The following is a 13,206-nucleotide window of genomic DNA, read 5'->3' on the forward strand; positions in this document are numbered from 1 at the left end:
TCAGCGCAGGCGGGCGACGATCCTGGTCAGGACCTCGGCCAGCGCCGCGAGGTCCTCGCCCGCCTCCTGCTCCAGGCGGGCCCGCTCGCCCTCGACGGCGGCGTCCCATCGGCGCAGGGCGGCCTTGCCGCGGGCGGAGGCGTAGATGAGCACGCGCCGGCGGTCGGCGTCGTCGACCCGCCGGTAGACGAGACCCTGGGACACCAGCCTGTCCACGATCTTGGTGACGGTGGGCGCGGCGAGGATGACGTGCTCGGCCACCTGCGTCATCGGGTGCCCCTGGCCGTCGGCGAGCAGGCCCAGCACGCGCCACTGATCGACCGTGCCGCCGACCGAGGTGAGCGCGGTCGCGATCCGCTGCGTGAACTGGCGCTCGGCGAGCGTGAGCAGGCGTGCTGTCTCCATGTTCATCCCAGATTAACAGTTCACGCACAAATACTTCGCGGATAAAGTGACCGCGAAGGAGCGCGCCTTGGACACTCTCGCGGTAGCCCTGGTGATCCCGTTGCGGGGACCGGCCGGCATCTTCGGTCCCTCCTGCGAGCTGTGCGCCAGGCTGGCCGCCGACGAGATCAACGCCAGGAGCGGGCTGCTCGGCCGCGAACTGGTCTTCCGCGTGGTGGACGGCGGCCGCCCGCCGCGCGAGGTGGCCGCCGAGGTCGACCGGCTGATCACCGCGGGCGAGGTGCAGGCCGTCACGGGCTGGCACATCTCCGCGGTACGGCAGGCCGTGGCCCCCCGGATCGCCGGGCGCGTGCCGTACCTCTACACCCCGCTCTACGAGGGCGGCGAGCACACCCCGTGGGTCTTCCTGACCGGTGAGACGCCGGGGCGGCAGCTGCGCCCGGCGCTGCGCTGGATGGCGGAGGAGCTCGGCGTCCGGCGCTGGACGGTGGTCGGCGACGACTACGTCTGGCCGCGCGAGTCGGCCAGGGCGGCCCGCCGCTACGTCAGGGAGGCGCGCGGCCGGATCGTGGACGAGGTCTACGTGCGGCTCGGCACCGAGGACTTCGGCGGCGCGCTCGGCCGGATCGCGCAGGGGCGTGGCGAGGGCGTGCTCATGCTGCTCGTCGGCCAGGACGCGGTGGCCTTCAACCGGGCCTTCGCCGCGGCGGGGCTGGACCGTGACCACGTCCGCTTCAGCCCGCTGATGGACGAGAACATGCTGATGGCGACCGGTGCGGCCAGCACGCGCGGGCTTTACTCGGCGGCGGGCTTCTTCGAGGGCCTCGGGACCGCGGGCAGCCTCGACTTCGGCGGGCGCTACCACGCCCGGTTCGGCCCCGACGCGCCGGTGCTCAACAGCATGGGCGAGTCCTGCTTCGAGGGCGTGCTGCTGCTGGGCGAGCTGCTCAACCGGGCGGGGGAGCTGGACCTGCGCAGCATCGGGGCGATCGCCGAGGGCCTGGTGTACGAGGGGCCGCGGGGCACGATGCGGATGCGCGAGCGCCACCTGGAGCAGGCGGTGTTCCTGGCACAGGCCGACGGCATGGACTTCCGTGTGCTCCAGCAACTCTGAGGGCTTGACAATACTTCCTGAACTAATAGTTTCTGTGTGAAGTATTCGGGCGGAGGAGCGGCCATGGCTGTCTACGAGTACACATGCGGAACCTGCGGGCCCTTCGACGCGCGGCACCCGATCGGGCAGGCGCCCGAGCAGGCCGCGTGCGCGGGATGCGGAGCCGCCGCGGCCCGGCGGTTCTCGCCGCCGGCCGTACGCCGGGTGAGTCCGGGACTGCGGCGGGCGCTGGACGCGCAGGAGGCCGGCGCGCACCAGCCCCGAGTCGTCAGGCGGTGACGGCATGGCGAGCGTGGGCCTGCTGTACGTCGGCGCGGTGCTGTTCGTCAACGCGATGATGCTGCTCGGCAAGGTCGAGGAGAAGTCCGCGGCGATCCTCAACCTGTTCGTCGGGGCGCTGCAGGTGGTCACGCCCACGCTGATCATCGCCACCGCCGGAGGGGACCTGCCCACGATCATGGGCGCCTCCGGCATCTACCTGTTCGGATTCACCTACCTCTACGTGGGCATCGGCCTGCTGGCCGGGCTCTCCAGCACGGGCGTGGGGTGGTTCTCCCTGTTCGTGGCGATCGCCGCGCTCGTCTACGCCGCCCACAACGCCCTCGTGGTGCGGGACTACCCGTTCGCGGTCATCTGGGCGCTGTGGTCGTTCCTGTGGCTGCTGTTCTTCCTCGTGCTCGGCCTCGGCCGCGCGCGGCTCACCCGCTACACCGGCTGGGTGACGCTCGTCCAGGCGTGGCTGACCGCCGTCATCCCCGCATTCCTCCTGCTCACCGGCCGCTACACCCCCTCGGCCACCCTCGCGCTCATCCTGGCGGGCGTCTGCGTCGTCGCCTTCGGCGGCCTGTGGATGTACGCCCGCGTACCCCAAGAACGGGAGCCGTCCCATGCCTGACGTCGTCTTCTCCGTCGACCAGTCCCGATCGATGCGCGACCAGGCCGCGCCCGGGCACAACCGCTGGCACCCCGACATCCCCGCCGTCGCCACCGTCCGCCCCGACACCTCGATCCGCATCGAGTGCCGCGAGTGGACCGACGGCCAGATCCACAACAGCGACACCGCCAACGACGTGCGCGACGTCGACCTGTCGGTGGCGCACATGCTCAGCGGGCCGGTTGCGGTCGAGGGCGCCGAGCCGGGCGACCTGCTCGTGGTCGACATCCTCGACCTCGGACCCGTCCCCCAGGCGTACGGCGAGGCGCCGGGCGAGGGCTGGGGCTACACCGGCATCTTCGCCAAGGAGAACGGCGGCGGGTTCCTGACCGAGGAGTACCCGCAGGCGTGCAAGGCCGTCTGGGACTTCCGCGGCCAGGTCGCCACCTCCCGCCACCTGCCCGGCGTGCGCTTCACCGGCATCACCCACCCCGGCCTGTTCGGCACCGCGCCCTCCCACGACCTGCTCGCCAAGTGGAACGAGCGCGAGCGCGCCCTCATCGCCACCGACCCCGACCGGGTGCCGCCGCTCGCGCTGCCCCCTCTGGAGCAGGGCGTCCTGGCCGGCACCCTCGCCGGCACAGACCTCGAACGCGTCGGCAGGGAGGGCGCCCGCACGGTCCCCGCCCGCGAGAACGGCGGCAACCACGACATCAAGAACTTCTCCCGAGGCTCGCGCGTCCTGTATCCGGTCCACGTGCCCGGCGCCAAGCTCTCCGGCGGCGACCTGCACTTCAGCCAGGGCGACGGCGAGATCACCTTCTGCGGCGCCATCGAGATGGGCGGCTACATCGACATGCACGTCGACCTCATCAAGGACGGCATGAGCAAGTACGCCGTCACCACCAACCCGATCTTCATGCCGGGCAACGTCGAGCCGCGCTACACCGAGTTCCTGTCGTTCATCGGCATCTCCGTCGACCACAAGACCAACGAGAACCACTACAACGACGCCACCCTGGCCTACCGCAACGCCTGCCTGAACGCCGTGGAGTACCTGAAGCAGTTCGGCTACAGCGGCGAGCAGGCCTACCTGATCCTCGGCTCGGCGCCCATCGAGGGACGGGTGAGCGGCGTGGTCGACATCCCCAACGCCTGCTGCTCGCTCTACCTGCCGACCGCGATCTTCGACTTCGACATCAGGCCCGGCGCGGAAGGCCCGCGCAGGGCCGACCGCGGCCGCTGCGCGGTGGCCCAGTAGATCGCCGTCACTCCTCGTCGTCCGGCGCCTTCTTCGGGGCGTTCCTGCGCTGCTCCTCGGCCCGCTCGCGCAGCCGGCGCAGGAACTCCTCGTCGTCGTCGGGGTTGGCCGCCGTACCCGGGGGACGGCCGGTGGCGCGCGGCGCCGCGCGCTGCGGACGGCCCGTCACCAGCCAGAAGAGCGAGCCGATCAGCGGGAACAGCAGCACGATGATCACCCAGAGGACCTTGGGCAGATTGCGCGCGGCCTCGTCCGGCGTGGTGATCGCGTCGAAGAGGCAGTAGATCCACAGCACCAGCGTGGCCAGTCCCATGGCTTGGTAGAGGTACAGCACGGCCGGAAGGTAACAGACCCGCCGACGGCTGTACAGCCACGGGAGTACGGCCCCGGCCGCCCGCTGCTTCCGGCGCGGTAGGAGATCACCGGCCCTGTGGACGATGTCCTGGCGGGCGGCCGGGGAGAAGGTGGGAGGCATGACTTCTCACGCGTTCAGATTTGGAACCGTCGGGGGCTTCGCGGCGACGGGCGAGGCGTGGACCGGGCTGGCCCGGCGCGCCGAGGAGCTCGGGTACTCCACGTTGCTGATCCCGGACACGCTCAACACGCTCTCCCCGTTCACGGCCGCCGCCGCGGCCGCCGCGGTGACCAGCCGGCTGCGGGTCGGCACGTACGTGACGGCGGCGCCGTACCGGACGGCCGCGGCGGTGGCGCGTGAGGTGAGCACGCTGCAGGCGTTGAGCGGCGGGCGCTTCGAGCTCGGCATCGGCGCCGGGCGGCCGGGCGCCGAGCAGGAGGCGGCGGCGCTCGGCGTGCGGTTCGGCACGCCGTCGGAGCGGGTGGAGCGGGTCGAGGAGACCCTGGACGCGGTGAAGGACGTGCCGGTGCTGATCGCCGCGGCGAGCACCCGGCTGCTGCGCCTGGCCGCCGAGCGGGCCGACACGGTGGCGCTCGGGCTGCCCGCGACCGCCACCGAGGACGACCTGGCCGCCAAGCTCGACGAGCTCTACGAACTGGCCGGCGACCGCTTCAACCGGCTGGAGATCAACACCAACCTGGCCGCGGTCGGCGACGAACTGCCCGCGTGGCTGTCGCAGCAGCTCGGCGCGGACCCGCGCGAGATCGTGGCCAGGGGCGGCTACGGCATCATGACCGGCTCCGCCGACCAGATCGCCGACACGCTGCGCAGCCGCCGCGACCGGCTCGGCATCTCCTACGTCTCGGTCAGCGCGCAGTTCATGGAGCAGTTCGCCCCGGTCGTCGAACGGCTGGCCGGAACCTGACAGAAGATGGCAGGCATCCCTGCCAAGCTTGGGCACATGACAGCGAAAGGCACCTTCGACATCACGGACTGGACACCCCAGCCGCCCTACGACGAGCGCGACGGGGTCTCGCTCGGCGTCGTCACCCTGACCAAGACCTTCCACGGCGACCTGACCGGCACCAGCCTGGTCACGATGCTGATGGCGAGCACTCCGGTGGAGGAGTCGAAGGCGTACGTGGCGCTGGAGCGCATCGACGGCACCCTGGAGGGCCGCACCGGCGCCTTCACCGTCGCGCACTCGGCAGTCAGCGAACCGGCGGGACAGTCGCTGCGCGTCACGGTCGTGCCCGACTCCGGGGTCGGCGGCCTGGCCGGGATCAGGGGCGAGCTGGACATCCTCATCGCGCCCGACGGCTCGCACTCCTACGTCTTCGACTACACCCTCTGAGCCAGCTCCACGACCGCGGCGAGGAGTTCGGGGCCGTCGAGCAGCACGCGGTCGTTGTGGCCGGCGTCCTTGACCTCGACCAGGCGGGCTCCCTCCGGCGCGGCGGCCCGGCTCAGGGCGGGCGGGATGATCGTGTCGCGGGAGCCGTACACGATGGTGGTGGGGGCGCGCACGGCGGCGAGCCGCTCCTTCAGCGGGAAGCGGTCGCGCAGGAGCAGGCGTACCGGGAGGAAGGGGTAGGCGTGCTGCCCGGCGTCGGCCAGGTCGGTGAAGGGCGAGCGCAACAGCAGGCCGTCCGGCGGGATCTCGGCGGCGAGGCGGGTGGCGACGGCGGCGCCGAGGCTCTCGCCGAAGTAGAGGATCCTCCCGGACAGGGTCGCGCGGGCCGCCCTCGCGTCGAGGGCCAGGCCCTCCTCCGTGGGCGATCCAGGGTTGCCGCCGTAGCCGCGATAGTCCATCAGGAGTACGGCGAAGCCCTCGCGCGCCAGCGCCGCGGCCAGCGGCGCCCGGTACGCGCGGTTGCCCGCGTTGCCACCCATCACCAGGACGGTGACGCCCCGGTCGCCGGGCAGGTACCAGGCGCCGAGCCGCAGGCCGTCGGCGGTGGTGAGGGTGACGTCGCGGGCGCCGGGCAGCACCGACGCGGCCGGCGGCACGGGACCGGCGTCGGGCAGGTAGATCAGCCGCCGCTGGAACACCCAGAGCAGCCCCAGCACCACGACGACGACGGTCAGCACCGCCAGCACGGCCTTGATCACGCCAGTCCGACCACCTGGGCCATGACCGTGACCCCCGCGACGATGAGCACGGCTCCGATGATGTCGAAGACGACGCCCGAGCGCACCATCTTCGTGATCGGCACCATGCCCGAGCCGTAGACGATGGCGTTGGGCGGCGTCGAGACCGGCAGCATGAAGCCGAACGACGCGCCGAACACCGCCGCCAGCGCGGGGATGACCGGGTTCACCCCGGCCGCCGCCGCGATCGGCAGCACGATCGGCACCACGATGCCGACGCTGGCGGTGTTGCTCGTCGTCTCGCTGATGAGGATCGCCACCACGACCGCGAGGATCGTCAGCCCGAGCAGCGACGAGACGCCGAGCGCGCTGGTGATCGCCGCGCCGGTCGTCTTGGCCAGTCCGGTCTTCGACAGCAGCGTGCCGAGCGCGATGCCGGAGCCGAACAGCAGGATCGTGCCCCAGTCGATGCGCACCGCCTGGTTCCAGGTGAGCGTGAACGTGCGCGCGCGCCAGTCCACCGGCAGCACGAAGAGCAGCGCGGCGGCCAGCACCGCGACCACGCCCTCGTCGATGCGGGCCAGCACGGCCTTGTAGAGCGGCGAGGTGTCTCCGGCGATCAGCGCCACCACGCCCGGCGTGATCCACAGCACGACGGCGGTCGCGAACGCGATGAGCGTGTTGCGCTCGCCGCGCGACAGGGGGCCGAGCGCGGCGCGCTCCTGCGCGATGTACTCCGCGGCGCCGCTGATCCGGCGGGTCTCCGGCTTGTTGAGCCACAGCAGGATGACCGCCAGCGCCGCGAACATCACCAGCACGATGGGCAGCGCGGTGATCACCCAGGTGAAGAACGGGATCGACCTGCCGGTGGCCTCCTCGATGAACCCGCGGCCGATGAGGTTCGGCGGCGAGCCGATCGGGGTCAGCAGGCCGCCGATCGAGGCGCTGTAGGCGAGCATCAGCATCATCGCCGTGGCGAAGCGCAACCGCTGCGGGTCGGCGCCCTCGGCCACGAAGCCCGACAGCGCGGTCACGATGCCGAGCGCGATCGGCAGCAGCATGGCCGTCGTCGCGGTGTTCGACACGAACGCGCTGAGCAGCATCGTCGTCACGCCCAGCACGATGACGGTGCTGTAGGTCGAGCGCGCGACCCCCGGCAGCGACAGCATCCGGAAGGCGAAGCGCCGGTGCAGGCCGTGCACCATCATCGCCTGCGCGATGATGAAACTGCCGATGAACAGGAAGATCGTCGAACTGGCGAACGCGCCGAAGACGTCGGCCGCCGGCGCGACCCCCGTCAGCACGCACAGGGCCAGCCCGAGCGCCGCCGTGACCGGGATGGGCACGGCCTCGGTGATCCAGGCCACGATCACGAAGGCCAGGATGGCGGCCAGCCGCTGCTGCGGGTCGGGCAGGCCGCCGGTGACGAGGTAGACCACCACTCCGACCAGGGGAGCGGCGACCAGGCCCGTCGTCCGTCGAGCTCGTTCGAAGCGTTCCTCGGCCGGGCTCAGTGTCTCTCTGATCTCATCCAGTGTGCGGTATGTCACACTCTCGATCGTCCACCTGCCGCACTGATGTAACAAGGGACCCATGAGCCATTGGGCGTGGGGCGCCGAACCCGACCCGGACGAACTGCGGGCCACGGCCCGCATGCTCGGAGGCGGCGACGACTTCGAGGAACCCGTCCCCTTCGACCGGGTACGGCTGCCGCCGCCACGGCTGGCCGTACCGAGGGGATGGGAGGAGTTCGCGACCACGCAGGCCCGCTCTCGCGCCGAACGCACCTACGGCCAGGCCTACCGCGACCTCATCCGCGCCTACCGCGGCGACTTCGCGCACGCGCCCGACCTGGTCGCGCTGCCCCGCACCGAGACCGAGGTCGAGCAGGTGCTGGAGTGGGCCACCGCACGGCAGGTGGCGGTGGTCCCGCGCGGCGGCGGCACGAGCGTGGTCGGCGGCGTCGAGGCGCGCTTCGACGGGCCGGCGATCTGCCTCGACCTGAGCCGGATGGACCGCGTGCTGGAGGTGGACACCCTCTCGCGCGCGGCGCTCGTGCAGGCGGGGGCAAGCGGCCCGTCGCTCAACGCCCAGCTCCCGGACGACCTGCGGTTGCGCTTCTTCCCGCAGTCGTATGAGTTCTCGACGCTGGGCGGCTGGATCGCGACACGGGCCGGCGGCCACTACGCGAGCCTGCACACCCACGTCGACGACCTGGTGGAGTCGGTGCGCGCGCTCACCCCGGCCGGGGTGTGGGACTCGCGCAGGCTGCCCGGCTCCGGTGCGGGGCCCTCGCCCGACCGGATGCTGCTGGGCTCCGAGGGCGCGCTCGGCGTGATCACCCGGGCGTGGGTGCGGCTGCAGCGGCGGCCCGCGCACAAGCTGTCGGCGTCGGTGCGGTTCGCCTCGTGGGAGCGCGCGGTCGAGGCGGTGCGCGAGCTGTCGCAGTCGGGTCTGCACCCGTCGAACTGCCGCCTGCTCGACGCCGCCGAGGCCCACCTGGCCGCCGGCGGCGACGGCGAGCACGCGGTGCTCATCCTCGGCTTCGAGTCGGCCGACCACCCCGTGGACGCGGCCATGGCCAGGGCGCTGGAGATCGCCGGCGGCGAGGCCGGCCAGGTGCGCCAGGACCAGGCGTGGAAGGGCACGTTCACCCGGATGCCCTACCTCCGCAACGCCTTTCCCGGCATGGGACGCGTGGTGGAGACGTTCGAGACCGCGGTCACCTGGGACCGCTTCCCCGCGCTGCACGCGGCGGTCATGGGCGAGGTGGAGGCGACCTGCCGCTTCGCGTTCGTGTATCCGGACGGGCCCGCGCCCTACTACACCGTCTCCCTGCCCGCCGAGCGCGGCGTGGAGGTGGCCCAGTGGGACGGGCTCAAGGCCCGGGTCTCGCGCGTCCTGCTCGACCACGGCGCCACCATCACCCACCACCACGCGGTCGGCCGCGACCACCGGCCCTTCTACGACGAGCAGCGGCCCGAGCCGTTCGCGCTGGCGCTGCGCGCGGCCAAGGACGCGCTGGACCCGGCCGGAGTGCTCAACCCCGGCGTGCTGGTCTGAGCGCCTTTTGGCTGATCGCGGGCCTTAAACCGGTTGCCCGGGGCCGGGGCGCGTGACACCGTCGGGAGACGATGATCTCCTGGAACGAGGCGGGACACGAGCGGCGGGCGGCCTGGCGGTCGGCGGCGGGAGCACCCGAGCCCGCCCGGGTCGAGCTCGCCGACGACACCACCAAGGCCGACACCGCGCACCGCCTGGCCGCCGAGGGCACCGCGCTGCTGTGGACCGGCGACTTCCACAACGCCAGGCAACTGCTCAAGGCCATGGACCGGCGATGTCCACGGCCCAGGCCGGGCAGCGGGTTCCACCGGCAGCGCCAGGCCCAGTCGCAGCGGGCCAGGATTCTGGGGATGCTGCTGGTGCCGTACACGGGAGAGCACGAGATCCCGCTGCGGCGCGCGCCCGACGTGCGCGCGGCCTGCGCCGAGGTGTACGGCCCCGCCGCCGGCGAGGCCGTCGGGTCACTGCGCGAACTGCTCGGCGTCATCGGGGCGCACGAGTGGCGGGCCAAAGGCGTCGAGGTGCCGGCGCTGGGCGAGCGCATCCACCCGCACTACGGAGTGTTCTCCCCGGTCAGAGGCGAGTACGTGGACCTGGTCGCGTCGGCGCGGCTGCCCGACGCCGAGGTGGCCTTCGACGTCGGCACCGGCACCGGCGTGCTCGCGGCGGTCCTGGCCAGGCGGGGCGTGCGCCGCGTGATCGCCACCGACGTCGACCCGGCCGCCCTGGAGTGCGCCCGCGACAACCTGGAACGGCTGGGCCTGTCGGGCCGGGTCCTGGTCGAGCGGGCCGACCTGTTCCCCTCGGGACGGGCGCCGCTGGTGGTGTGCAACCCGCCGTGGATCCCGGCCGAGCCGATGTCGCCGCTCGACCACGCCGTCTACGACCCGGACAGCCGCATGCTGCGCGGGTTCCTGGACGGCCTGCGCGAGCACCTGTCACCCGGCGGTGAGGCGTGGCTGGTGCTGTCCGACCTGGCCGAACACCTGGAGTTGCGCACCCGGCAGGAACTGCTCGGCTGGTTCGAGGAGGCCGGGCTGTCGGTCGCCGGCCGGCTGGAGACCGCGCCCCGGCACCCGCGGGCCGCCAAGAGCGACGACCCGCTGCACCGGGCCCGCGCCGCCGAGGTCACCTCGCTGTGGCGGCTGACGCTCACGCGCTGAACGCACGCCGGTAGGCCGACGGCGAGGTACGCATCGCCCGGGTGAAATGGTGGCGGAAGGTGACCGGGCTCTCGAATCCGACCGCGGCGCCGATCGCCTCCACCGGCGCGGTCGTGGACTCCAGCATGCTCAGGCTGGCCGCCACCCGCTGGGAGATCACCCAGCGCAGCGGGCTGGTGCCGGTCTGCCGCCTGAAGTGGCGGATGAACGAGCGCTCCGACATGTGCGCCTGCCCGGCCAGCCGGCGCACCGTGATCCGCTCGGCCAGATGGTCGAGCGCCCACGCCATCGCCCTGGCCACGCCGTCGTCCTCGCCGACCGGCGTCACCGCGGCCTCGATGAACTGCGCCTGCCCGCCCTCCCGGTGCGGCGGCACCACCAGGCGGCGGGCCACGGCGTTGGCGGTGCTCGTGCCGTGATCGGCGCGGATGAGATGGATGAGCAGGTCCAGCCCGGCGGCGCTGCCCGCGCTGGTCAGCACGTCGCCGTCGTCGACGTAGAGCACCTCGGGCCGGACCCGGATCTCGGGGTGACGGTGCTGGAGCAGGTCGGCGTACCTCCAGTGGGTGGCCGCGGCCCTGCCGTCGAGCAGGCCGGCGGCGGCCAGCGCGAAGGCGCCCGAGCAGACGGAGACCATGCGCGCGCCGCGGGCGTGCGCCGCGCGCAGCGCGGCGACGAGCGCGGGGGAGACCGGCCGGGTGACGTCGTTGCCAGGGACGATCACCGTGTCGGCCCCGGCCAGCACGTCGAGGCCGTGCTCGGCGCGCATCGTGAAACCGCCGACCACGCGCAGCGGGCCGCCGGACTCCGCGCAGACCTTCAGGTCGTACCAGGGGACGTCCAGCTCGGGGCGGGGCAGGCCGAAGATCTCCACCACGCAGCCGAGCTCGAACGGCGCCATCCCGTCGTAGGCGAGCACGGCGACGGTGTGCGGCCGGAACGGCATCATGGCCGGATCGTACCTACGGCCGGTGCACCGTGACGCGCTCCAGCCCTTCTGGGCGCTTGCCCGGGTAGAGGCCGGTCAGCAGCGTGCTCACCGTGTACAGGTTCCAGGCGGCGGCCGGCTTCGTCACCACCGGCTCGGCGAACAGCGCGCGTACCTCGTCCGGGTTCACGATCGGCTCCAGCGCGTCGAGCGAGCCCAGCACCTGCTCGCGCAGCACGTCGGTCAGGGCGGGGCCGGGGCTGGTGCGCCAGCTCCACCCGCCGCCGGTCCTGGCCGTCGGCAGGTGCGGCGGCGGCACGTGCGACCACGGCCACCGCTTGGTCTGCCCCTCGACGAACCGCCACGGCTTGCCCTCGATCGGGACGTCCCGCAGCCTCGGGGCGAACCTCAGGACGAGCGAGTAGATCGGCTCCTCCGACAGGGCCCAGCGCTGGTCCAGGCTCAGCGCCGCGCGTACCACCCGGTTGTCCAGGTAGGGCCGCACCGAGTCGCCGCGGCGCAGCGCGCCCGCGCGGGCGCTGGCCTGCCAGCGGCCCACCCGGTACGACAGGTAGATGTGGTGCAGCGCCTCCAGCTTGTTCTCCCGCTCCTGCCACGGCCGGGCCTGCTGGCGCGCGTGCTCGTTGGCCGCCGTGGTGAACAGCCTCTCGTCCTTCAGGAAGGTGGCGCCGATCCGTCTGAGCAGCGCCTTGTCGCTCAGATCCGACTGCAGCAGGTTCAGGCTCCCCGCGCGCAGCGTCTCGCCGCCCTGCCCGGACATGGTCGGCGTGGAGGAGTACGGCAGGTAGCCCACGATCGACTCGTAGGCCGAGGTCATGCCCTCGCAGGTGCGCAGGGTCTCCCAGGCGCGTTCGAGCGGGTGCTCCACCAGCATCGCGTCGCGGTCCTCGGTCTGCGGCGGCGCGATGACCGTGTGCTCTAGCTTCAGCTCGGCCGCGATCCGGCGGGCGAGGATCACGTCCGGATGGGTGTCCAGCCCGTTCGTCGTCACCCGGAACGGCAGCTTCGCCGCGTGCAGCAACGCCGCCAGGATGCGGGTGTCGCGCCCGCCGGTCAGCGCCAGGTTCACCGGCTCGGCCGCCGCGCGCAGCGGCTCCACCGTCGCCATCAGCGCCGCCGCCAGCTCGTCGAGCGCCGCGCGCTTCTCCCTGCGCGTCGTGGGCGCGGGCGCCGCCTGCGGCAGTTCCTGCCTGGTCACGGTACGGCTGCCGCCGCGCACGTCGATCCGCGCGTTCGGCGGCAGCGCGGCCACGCCCAGGTACGGGGTCTCGTCCGACAGGAAGTAGCCGGATCTGACCATCGTCTGCAGGGCCATCACGTCGAACGCCAGGCGCTCGTCCGGCTGGGCGGCCAGATGCACGAGCAGGGCGCGGCTGCCCACCACGTGCAGGCCGGTCGTTTCGGCGTAGAAGACCGGGCAGATCCGGTTGGCGGCCGTTGCGGCGCTCAGTTCCCTGTCGCGGGCGGTCCAGGTCGAGAAGCAGCCGCCCACCTCGGGGTCGGGCAGGCGGGTGACGTCGGCCGGGTCGGCCAGGTGGCCGTTGACGCCTATGACCCCGCCGTCTTGGGAGTGGAGGAGGGGTGGGCGGCGGGAGTCGTCGGGTTCGTTGGACCAAGCGAACAGGGAGACGCCCTGCCCGTGCCATTCCTGGCCGCGGATGACGTCCGGGGGGACGGGGAAGGCCGTTTCGATAACGGACCTGGCCCGGTCGAGGACACGGGGATCGATGGCCGAGCCCTTTGCGGCCAACCCCAAATAGACGCGCACGGCATCCATGCCTACCGGATCGTCCTGGATTGGCACAACTGGTCACGGTTCGGGCACGGCGATCACGTGGTGAACACGGTTTGTACTCGCTTGCGTCTCCGGCCCGGCCGGTGGATGTGCGGGTCCGTCATAGGGCGTGGAGGTGGTAATCGATGAAATTTCG

14 protein-coding genes are annotated in these 13,206 nt (G+C 72.4%); 8 read left to right on the top strand and 6 right to left on the bottom strand.

Annotated features, from left to right (window positions below; translation table 11 throughout):
- A complete protein-coding gene (locus ACIBEJ_RS09085) occupies positions 1-405 on the bottom strand; it encodes a MarR family winged helix-turn-helix transcriptional regulator (protein WP_397182107.1) in 405 nt (134 codons plus the stop codon).
- Positions 406-472: 67 nt separating this feature from the next.
- Between ACIBEJ_RS09085 and ACIBEJ_RS09090 the strand changes: the two genes are divergently transcribed.
- The 4 genes from ACIBEJ_RS09090 to fmdA all read left to right on the top strand — a co-directional run bounded on the left by ACIBEJ_RS09090 (position 473) and on the right by fmdA (position 3,654).
- Positions 473-1,519 (top strand): substrate-binding domain-containing protein, encoded by a 1,047-nt coding sequence (locus ACIBEJ_RS09090; RefSeq protein WP_397182108.1) that lies wholly within the window; start codon positions 473-475, stop codon positions 1,517-1,519.
- A 63-nt stretch (positions 1,520-1,582) separates the two neighbouring features.
- Positions 1,583-1,798 carry an FmdB family zinc ribbon protein gene (locus ACIBEJ_RS09095; RefSeq protein WP_397182109.1) on the top strand — a complete coding sequence of 72 codons (216 nt, stop codon included), beginning with the start codon at positions 1,583-1,585 and terminating at the stop codon, positions 1,796-1,798.
- 4 nt (positions 1,799-1,802) lie between these two features.
- Positions 1,803-2,414 (top strand): AmiS/UreI family transporter, encoded by a 612-nt coding sequence (locus tag ACIBEJ_RS09100; protein ID WP_397182111.1) that lies wholly within the window; start codon positions 1,803-1,805, stop codon positions 2,412-2,414.
- Positions 2,407-3,654, top strand: coding sequence for a formamidase (fmdA, locus tag ACIBEJ_RS09105; RefSeq protein WP_397182112.1), 1,248 nt, complete (start codon positions 2,407-2,409; stop codon positions 3,652-3,654). Before ACIBEJ_RS09100 ends, fmdA begins: the two co-directional genes overlap by 8 nt.
- 7 nt (positions 3,655-3,661) lie before the next feature.
- Here fmdA and ACIBEJ_RS09110 read toward each other — a convergent pair whose 3' ends face one another.
- A complete protein-coding gene (locus ACIBEJ_RS09110; RefSeq protein ID WP_397182113.1) occupies positions 3,662-3,988 on the bottom strand; it encodes a PLD nuclease N-terminal domain-containing protein in 327 nt (108 codons plus the stop codon).
- 139 nt (positions 3,989-4,127) lie between these two features.
- Between ACIBEJ_RS09110 and ACIBEJ_RS09115 the strand changes: the two genes are divergently transcribed.
- Together ACIBEJ_RS09115 and ACIBEJ_RS09120 are read left to right on the top strand one after the other, a co-directional pair.
- Positions 4,128-4,934 (top strand): LLM class flavin-dependent oxidoreductase, encoded by an 807-nt coding sequence (locus tag ACIBEJ_RS09115; RefSeq protein ID WP_397182114.1) that lies wholly within the window; start codon positions 4,128-4,130, stop codon positions 4,932-4,934.
- Between the two features lie 36 nt (positions 4,935-4,970).
- Positions 4,971-5,363, top strand: coding sequence for a DUF3224 domain-containing protein (locus ACIBEJ_RS09120; RefSeq protein WP_397182115.1), 393 nt, complete (start codon positions 4,971-4,973; stop codon positions 5,361-5,363).
- On the opposite strand, the gene ACIBEJ_RS09125 is transcribed toward ACIBEJ_RS09120, so the two are convergent.
- Both ACIBEJ_RS09125 and ACIBEJ_RS09130 read right to left on the bottom strand, forming a co-directional pair.
- A complete protein-coding gene (locus tag ACIBEJ_RS09125; protein WP_397182116.1) occupies positions 5,351-6,121 on the bottom strand; it encodes an alpha/beta hydrolase in 771 nt (256 codons plus the stop codon). The two genes, ACIBEJ_RS09120 and ACIBEJ_RS09125, sit on opposite strands and share 13 nt — an antisense overlap.
- Entirely contained in the window at positions 6,118-7,650 is a 1,533-nt protein-coding gene (locus ACIBEJ_RS09130) for an SLC13 family permease (protein WP_397182117.1), read from the bottom strand. The genes ACIBEJ_RS09125 and ACIBEJ_RS09130 overlap by 4 nt, the downstream gene beginning before the upstream one ends.
- A gap of 43 nt (positions 7,651-7,693) precedes the next feature.
- Between ACIBEJ_RS09130 and ACIBEJ_RS09135 the strand changes: the two genes are divergently transcribed.
- Positions 7,694-9,163, top strand: a complete 1,470-nt coding sequence (locus ACIBEJ_RS09135) for an FAD-binding oxidoreductase (protein ID WP_397182118.1) — start codon at positions 7,694-7,696, stop codon at positions 9,161-9,163.
- A gap of 71 nt (positions 9,164-9,234) precedes the next feature.
- Positions 9,235-10,326, top strand: coding sequence for a methyltransferase (locus ACIBEJ_RS09140; RefSeq protein WP_397182119.1), 1,092 nt, complete (start codon positions 9,235-9,237; stop codon positions 10,324-10,326).
- Here ACIBEJ_RS09140 and ACIBEJ_RS09145 read toward each other — a convergent pair.
- Together ACIBEJ_RS09145 and ACIBEJ_RS09150 are read right to left on the bottom strand one after the other, a co-directional pair.
- Positions 10,316-11,275, bottom strand: a complete 960-nt coding sequence (locus ACIBEJ_RS09145) for a helix-turn-helix domain-containing protein (RefSeq protein WP_397182120.1) — start codon at positions 11,273-11,275, stop codon at positions 10,316-10,318. The genes ACIBEJ_RS09140 and ACIBEJ_RS09145 overlap by 11 nt on opposite strands.
- Before the next feature lie 13 nt (positions 11,276-11,288).
- Positions 11,289-13,052 carry an asparagine synthase-related protein gene (locus tag ACIBEJ_RS09150; protein ID WP_397182121.1) on the bottom strand — a complete coding sequence of 588 codons (1,764 nt, stop codon included), beginning with the start codon at positions 13,050-13,052 and terminating at the stop codon, positions 11,289-11,291.
- Between the last annotated feature and the right edge of the window lie 154 nt (positions 13,053-13,206).

Origin of the sequence: Nonomuraea sp. NPDC050790, assembly GCF_044456745.1 — a bacterium.
GTDB lineage: Bacteria > Actinomycetota > Actinomycetes > Streptosporangiales > Streptosporangiaceae > Nonomuraea.

Excerpts from the sequence above, each read along its gene's own strand:
- ACIBEJ_RS09095 (WP_397182109.1), top strand. The coding sequence starts at position 1,583 with ATGGCTGTCTACGAGTACACATGCGGAACCTGCGGGCCCTTCGACGCG.
- ACIBEJ_RS09100 (WP_397182111.1), top strand. The coding sequence starts at position 1,803 with ATGGCGAGCGTGGGCCTGCTGTACGTCGGCGCGGTGCTGTTCGTCAAC.
- ACIBEJ_RS09085 (WP_397182107.1), bottom strand. The coding sequence starts at position 405 with ATGGAGACAGCACGCCTGCTCACGCTCGCCGAGCGCCAGTTCACGCAG.
- fmdA (WP_397182112.1), top strand. The coding sequence starts at position 2,407 with ATGCCTGACGTCGTCTTCTCCGTCGACCAGTCCCGATCGATGCGCGAC.
- ACIBEJ_RS09115 (WP_397182114.1), top strand. The coding sequence starts at position 4,128 with ATGACTTCTCACGCGTTCAGATTTGGAACCGTCGGGGGCTTCGCGGCG.
- ACIBEJ_RS09135 (WP_397182118.1), top strand. The coding sequence starts at position 7,694 with ATGAGCCATTGGGCGTGGGGCGCCGAACCCGACCCGGACGAACTGCGG.
- ACIBEJ_RS09145 (WP_397182120.1), bottom strand. The coding sequence starts at position 11,275 with ATGATGCCGTTCCGGCCGCACACCGTCGCCGTGCTCGCCTACGACGGG.
- ACIBEJ_RS09120 (WP_397182115.1), top strand. The coding sequence starts at position 4,971 with ATGACAGCGAAAGGCACCTTCGACATCACGGACTGGACACCCCAGCCG.
- ACIBEJ_RS09140 (WP_397182119.1), top strand. The coding sequence starts at position 9,235 with ATGATCTCCTGGAACGAGGCGGGACACGAGCGGCGGGCGGCCTGGCGG.
- ACIBEJ_RS09150 (WP_397182121.1), bottom strand. The coding sequence starts at position 13,052 with ATGGATGCCGTGCGCGTCTATTTGGGGTTGGCCGCAAAGGGCTCGGCC.